Source organism: Bacillus sp. NPDC060175 (assembly GCF_042728695.1).
Taxonomy (GTDB): Bacteria; Bacillota; Bacilli; order Bacillales; family Bacillaceae_G; genus Bacillus_A.
In genome coordinates this window covers 1-5,619 of record NZ_JBHWYR010000148.1, presented here as the reverse complement: position 1 = coordinate 5,619, position 5,619 = coordinate 1, and the positions used below count along the sequence as shown (strand labels likewise).

Below are 5,619 nucleotides of genomic sequence, written 5' to 3'. Positions count from 1 at the left end.
CAGATAATAACATTATTCCTCACGCTCCCATTCTATAAATCAATTAATCTAGATTCTATTATGTTCAAGGAGAGTCTCTTTTATACGTTAGCTATTCAACAATCGTAGAAAACAAAAAAATTACTTAACCATGACAACACTTGAAATACAAGAAAAAGACGCTTCTCTATAAAAGAATAGCGCCCGATAATTGAACAAGATAAATTCCAAGGTTTCCCCCATTTATGTATAACAACTTTACTTCTATTATAAATTTAAAGCGTTATGAAGAATGAATACGAATCAACGCTTCCGCCTGATTAATGCTTTCTTTTAAATAAATTGGCGAATTGGGGTGATTTAATATTTCATCAGTAGTTAACCATAATACCTCTTCAACCTCATCGGGACTTTTAGAAAATGCCTCCCCCGATTCATATTCGCAAAGAAAAACAATATCCACAACATTTTCACCTGTATCGGTTACGAATGACGTACTATGTACATAATTTAGCCTGTCTTTTACGCTCACACCGACTTCTTCTAATATTTCTCGCTTTACTGTTCTCTCTAATATGTCTGATGAATTCCCTTCTATATCTACCTTACCTCCCACAAGAGAAAGCCAACCACCAGCATGTTCCTCTTTTTTGCTTCTTTCAATAATAAGCCATTTATCATTTTTCCTTATAGCACCTTCAACATTTACGATAAACATTTTAAAGTACCTCCTATAAATTATCCTTATTAATTTCGGGTATTTCCTATGCTTTGTAGCTTGTTCAAAAGCATAACCAAGTGTTTTTTGCCCTTTTTTATTTTCATATATGTACTCCCTTTCGAAAGCAAACGTATTTCTATATATATTGCTTTTATTATACCGTCTATCGTAGTTTTTAGGATATCGCTCTTTTACGTTTACAATTAAACAGCTTTATTATCACTGCACAGCTTGAATATAAACTAATGCGTGAAACGGCAACACCGATATTACCACAAAAGGCAGAAAAAAATAGCCCTACTTTGGCAGTGGACTTGTTGTTTAGCTATAAGCGCGCTATACGCTATTAGCTATATGCCAGGGGTATTGTATATATTGCATGTAATCAAATCAAAATTTTAGATTGCAGCTGTTCCATTACAAAAAGTATTAAACTAACTAGCAAATATGCGATTTTTATATGGGAAATAAGGACAATTCTGAGACTGCATACTTAATAAAACAAGTATGTTTTTTTCTATAAATCTTTCAAAAGAAAAAAAGGCGTAATCCTTGATACATAAGGGATAAGCCTCTTTGCTTACCTCTTGCAATAGTATGTAATGGCAAATACCTATATATGATATCACAAATTAATGTTATATTTCCCCAATCAGGATGAATACCACTATCCAACCATCTGTACTTTCCATATAATTGAAATATTCTATGTGTCGAGGTGAAATCATGGATTCTTCTTCGTTTTACTCTATTGTAATCATAATTGCTGCGTTAGTCATATGGCGTAGAACTTTGGCAATGTATCGCCCTATTAAAGGAAACGGAACCCGCATTCTCTTACCCATACTATTTTTGTTACTCCCCTGCATTCACATCATCTTAAATCCAAAAGCACATGCCGCTGGCTGGGAATGGATTTGTGCAGCTATCTTTGGATTTCTTTTGTCAATTCCACTTATTTGGACCACTCACTATGAACTCCGATTCGATCAGCATATTTATGCTGTAAGAAACAAGAGCTTTATTATTACTTTTCTCATCGTACTTATTATCCGTTTTTTACTTCGTGATTATTTAAAATGGCTAGGTCTAGAAACAGAAGCAGCACTATTTATGACTGTAGCACTGGGATATATCTTACCTTGGAGAATTATCTCTTTCATCAAATTTCGTCAACTATACAAAAGTCGAATCCAAACTAACAATAACATTGACTTACGATAACACTAATTATGTGAATGGAAAGTACTTTCAGAACTTCTGAGGGGACTTTCCAGGTTTTGCAATACATTGGTTTTATGCTAACAAAAGATGCTTATTTTTTTGAAGAACTATGTTAATTTTGAGGAACAAAGGGACAGATTTACTGCCCCCTATTGTTTACTTATTTTGATTTTTTTTGGGCTCTTAATGCGATTTTTTCAAGTCCATTTTCTCCCGCAAATTCTACATCTGCTTTTGGTACAGCATTTTTATTGTTCTTCAATTGATTATTCTTATTTTTAGCCATTTTTTCACCACCCTTGTAGCTTGATTTAGTTATTCCTTCAAGGATGCCAACTATAATAAATACACTATATACAAGCGGAGTTGTGTTTTTTCGTCATCAGCACCCACGATTTTAGTTTGCTTTCTTTTTTGTAGCCTATGCGATTTGATTTACTTCTTTAAATAAACTGCCCCATTCGCTCAATAAGAAATTGAATACAAAGCGATTGCATCCAATGGTTTTAACAATTAATATTTTTTGTTCCTTCGTTGGATAGATACGAAATTTATATGCTTTGTTGTAGCTTTTGAATAAAGTTTGATGATTTTTGTGATCCTTGCTCAATTAAAGCGCCCTATAATTGAATAAAAACGATTTAGTACTGTGAAACAAAAGCCTCATGTATATAATCTAATAGTAATCTAAATTCACTCTCTTGGTGTTATCTATTTTAACGCTCCATGGGGTCCTCGGCAGAAAAACGATGAGTACTAAAGTTTACCACAATACTTACATCGACCGCGTCTTCTTAAATAATAGGTCAGAGTTGCTATCCCTAGTGAGATTCCCCAGGGCAGCCAAGATAAAAAAGGAACAAGTTTCCCCCAATTTTCGATGGTGATTGTACTATTAACCATCATATATATGATTTGTGGACTAAGCTTTAGACCTGTCATCGTGATAATAGCCGAAATCAACGTGGCAGGAATCACAACAATCCAGATTGGAATTTGTTTACCTGCTAGAAATAAACACCAACGTGGAAAAGTTTCTCCCCATCTCTGAATAAGTCCTAGGGTTAGGATTCCACCTCCAATACATAATCCTCCTAAGATTGCTTCAGTTATTACAATGTCTTCATTCCCAACTATTGTTGAGTTATTTGTCCCCAATGGAATGCTTAGGGCCCATGCCCAGCGGACGATGCCATATGGCAACGCCATAATTACAGCTAAGTAGGTAAACCACTTTCCCCACTGAGCAGCAGATTTCGCTGATGATTCTTCAGAAACGTCCTTCCTGCCGCAGTTGCCACAAGCATCCCGTGTGAGACGAAAGTATGCTAATGCAGAAGCACCCCATATGAAGCCGCCAACTATACAAAAAACTTGATTAATAACTCTCCAATCAAACAAATCGAAGTGAAGCAAAAATAAATAAGCAAAGTTCTGCACAATTCGAGAATCGGGAACTATCAACACAAGCGTAACACTCTTTATCCATGCAAAGGAAAGCAATATCACACTAGGAATTCGGCGCCCCCATGTACTTACCATCGCAAAAGCTACCACTGTTCCCACTAATCCAGCAGTAGCAATGACTGTTCCCCCGACATCTACATTAAGATTTGATAAAAACGAACCCATCATTTGTCCCCGTAGGTCGTTTTTACCAAAAGGAAATCCAGTTCCTCCTAATAGCCAGTACAGCCCGAGTAACCCATATATTAGGGACCATATAGCTGCAGCATACCCGGTCCATTGAGGCCAGCGCGACAACCAGGAAAAATGTGTTGAATTATTGATATTTATTTTCGGCTCCATTTCATCCCCCCAAAATCTAATTTATTAATAGTAATACTCCAAGATGTAATGACCTCCTTAATTGGTTCACCTCCCATAAAGTTCTTTATAAATTTTAACATTTTTACCTAATCAAGTAACCTCCAGTTAAATTAGAAAATTGCTTTTTTGTTACTCCATAATCTGGCCTTTTAGTAGAGTAACTTTACTACTACTCAACAGTTCCTTAATCCGCCTTTCAGTTCAAATCTTCTTTTTACTATAAAAATATCCCTTTAGATAAACAGATCCAAGGAACAAAATATCGCGTCTTTTTAAAATTATCAAGACCTAAATCGTAAAAGGCATAAAAAATGCGATCTATTCTTATGTTTATACAGAAGAATAGATCGCATTTTTTCATTTTAGGGGGTACTTCAAAACGATAGAAATAAGCTTAATTATTATAAAAGGTAAAAATGACTACAATATTTAACACTTTTACTCCCATTACTTTCTGTACCTCCACCTAGCTCATCTTTCGAAAGAGGCATTCCACAACTTTGACATACTTTATATTGTTTCATCAAAATTCTCCTTTAAAAATTAACCACATCAAATAATAAACAGTGTACAACAACATAACAAATTCATACTGGGTATCGCCACATTTCTATCAAGCTCCTTCTAGAAGAAACGGGGGAACTTTAATATAATAAGGATTAAAGATAGTATAAAGGACCAAAAATTAAATATATTAAAGGTGGAAAATGACATGGCAAGAAAGTACCGATTATATCAAATTGATTCATTTACGAAGAAAAAATTATCAGGTAATCCGGCTGGTGTAATAACAAATGCAGATGGTTTATCTTCGGGTGAGATGCAGAGGATTGCTAGAGAGCTTAACAATTCGGAAACGGCATTTATCTTTAAATCAGACAATAGCGACTCTGATGTACATATTCGTTTTTTTACGCCTACTCATGAGGTCCCTATCTGTGGACATGCGACGATTGCTGCCCACTATGCTCGTGCAGTTGAAAATAGTTTAAATACAGTTAAAGTTTATCATAAAACTGGTGCCGGCATTTTACCAGTCGATGTGATTAATGAAGATAATGATTACAAAATTATTATGACGCAGGGTAGTATAAGTTTTGAAACTGTGATTGAAGGTGTAGCTTTAGAGAATATATTTACAGCTTTCAATATTAGTAAAAATGATTTATTAAAAGATTGTCCAGTACAAATCGTTTCAACCGGGCATTCTAAGGTGATGATCGGAATTAAAAATCCGGAACTTCTTAACCAATTAAACCCTAATATGGATTTACTCACACAAGTCAGTGGATTAATTAATTGCAATGGTTTCTATGTGTTTACGATGAATGCTCCCGACTCTGATATTTTAATTCATGGAAGAATGTTTGCTCCTGCAATTGGCATTAACGAAGACCCTGTTACAGGTAATGCGAACGGTCCTTTAGGCGCATACTTGATACATCATAGACTTGTCAAACATGATAATACCTTATTTAGTTTTAAAGCAGTGCAGGGCGAAGCTATAAAACGGGCGGGTATCATTGATGTTCAAGTGAAAATTTGTAATCAGGAGCCAGAGGAAGTAAGAATTGCAGGAAATGCTGTAATCGTATTTAAGTCCGATTTATTACTTGATTAGCAATTCATATGCAAAGTTCGAATCGTAAATGGAGGTCTTTATTACTATGGATTTCAGTCATTGTAAACTGGGTTCTGGTGCAAAAACTTCAAAATATCTAAAAAAAGTCTTTCAGACTTGGACATACTGATACTTTTACTCTAAAAAAAGATGTGATTGGTATGGAAAAGCAAAATCTATTCAAGTGGAAACATTATCAACCGGATATTATTTTATTAACCGTGAGATGGTACCTACGGTACAA

General features: G+C 35.0%; 6 protein-coding genes and 2 pseudogenes. 3 read left to right on the top strand and 5 right to left on the bottom strand.

The window, feature by feature from the left end; genetic code table 11:
* Positions 1 to 262: 262 nt before the first annotated feature.
* The gene (locus ACFWDE_RS29660; RefSeq protein ID WP_002144371.1) at positions 263 to 697 is read right to left on the bottom strand and encodes an NUDIX hydrolase; all 435 of its coding nucleotides are present in this window, start codon (positions 695 to 697) and stop codon (positions 263 to 265) included.
* 729 nt (positions 698 to 1,426) lie between these two features.
* On the opposite strand from ACFWDE_RS29660, the gene ACFWDE_RS29655 reads away from it, so the two are divergent.
* A complete protein-coding gene (locus ACFWDE_RS29655) occupies positions 1,427 to 1,924 on the top strand; it encodes a CcdC protein domain-containing protein (protein ID WP_377896287.1) in 498 nt (165 codons plus the stop codon).
* A 160-nt stretch (positions 1,925 to 2,084) separates the two neighbouring features.
* On the opposite strand, the gene ACFWDE_RS29650 is transcribed toward ACFWDE_RS29655, so the two are convergent.
* From ACFWDE_RS29650 to ACFWDE_RS29635, 4 genes and pseudogenes are all read right to left on the bottom strand, one after another.
* On the bottom strand, positions 2,085 to 2,210 hold the full coding sequence (locus tag ACFWDE_RS29650) for a hypothetical protein (protein WP_001107285.1): 126 nt from the start codon (positions 2,208 to 2,210) through the stop codon (positions 2,085 to 2,087).
* A gap of 144 nt (positions 2,211 to 2,354) precedes the next feature.
* Positions 2,355 to 2,534, bottom strand: a pseudogene (locus ACFWDE_RS29645) (helix-turn-helix domain-containing protein); the annotation flags it as partial.
* Positions 2,535 to 2,680: 146 nt separating this feature from the next.
* Positions 2,681 to 3,733: a hypothetical protein gene (locus ACFWDE_RS29640; RefSeq protein ID WP_377896286.1), complete on the bottom strand. Its 1,053-nt coding sequence runs from the start codon at positions 3,731 to 3,733 to the stop codon at positions 2,681 to 2,683.
* Positions 3,734 to 4,155: 422 nt separating this feature from the next.
* Positions 4,156 to 4,278: a zinc ribbon domain-containing protein gene (locus ACFWDE_RS29635; protein WP_377896285.1), complete on the bottom strand. Its 123-nt coding sequence runs from the start codon at positions 4,276 to 4,278 to the stop codon at positions 4,156 to 4,158.
* Positions 4,279 to 4,466: 188 nt separating this feature from the next.
* On the opposite strand from ACFWDE_RS29635, the gene ACFWDE_RS29630 reads away from it, so the two are divergent.
* The gene (locus ACFWDE_RS29630; protein WP_377896284.1) at positions 4,467 to 5,375 is read left to right on the top strand and encodes a PhzF family isomerase; all 909 of its coding nucleotides are present in this window, start codon (positions 4,467 to 4,469) and stop codon (positions 5,373 to 5,375) included.
* 161 nt (positions 5,376 to 5,536) lie between these two features.
* Positions 5,537 to 5,619, top strand: a pseudogene (locus ACFWDE_RS29625) (IS6 family transposase); the annotation flags it as partial.

Bases quoted from the DNA above. Each gene is read 5' to 3' on its own strand.
- ACFWDE_RS29660 (WP_002144371.1), bottom strand. From the start codon at position 697: ATGTTTATCGTAAATGTTGAAGGTGCTATAAGGAAAAATGATAAATGG.
- ACFWDE_RS29655 (WP_377896287.1), top strand. From the start codon at position 1,427: ATGGATTCTTCTTCGTTTTACTCTATTGTAATCATAATTGCTGCGTTA.
- ACFWDE_RS29650 (WP_001107285.1), bottom strand. From the start codon at position 2,210: ATGGCTAAAAATAAGAATAATCAATTGAAGAACAATAAAAATGCTGTA.
- ACFWDE_RS29640 (WP_377896286.1), bottom strand. From the start codon at position 3,733: ATGGAGCCGAAAATAAATATCAATAATTCAACACATTTTTCCTGGTTG.
- ACFWDE_RS29635 (WP_377896285.1), bottom strand. From the start codon at position 4,278: ATGAAACAATATAAAGTATGTCAAAGTTGTGGAATGCCTCTTTCGAAA.
- ACFWDE_RS29630 (WP_377896284.1), top strand. From the start codon at position 4,467: ATGGCAAGAAAGTACCGATTATATCAAATTGATTCATTTACGAAGAAA.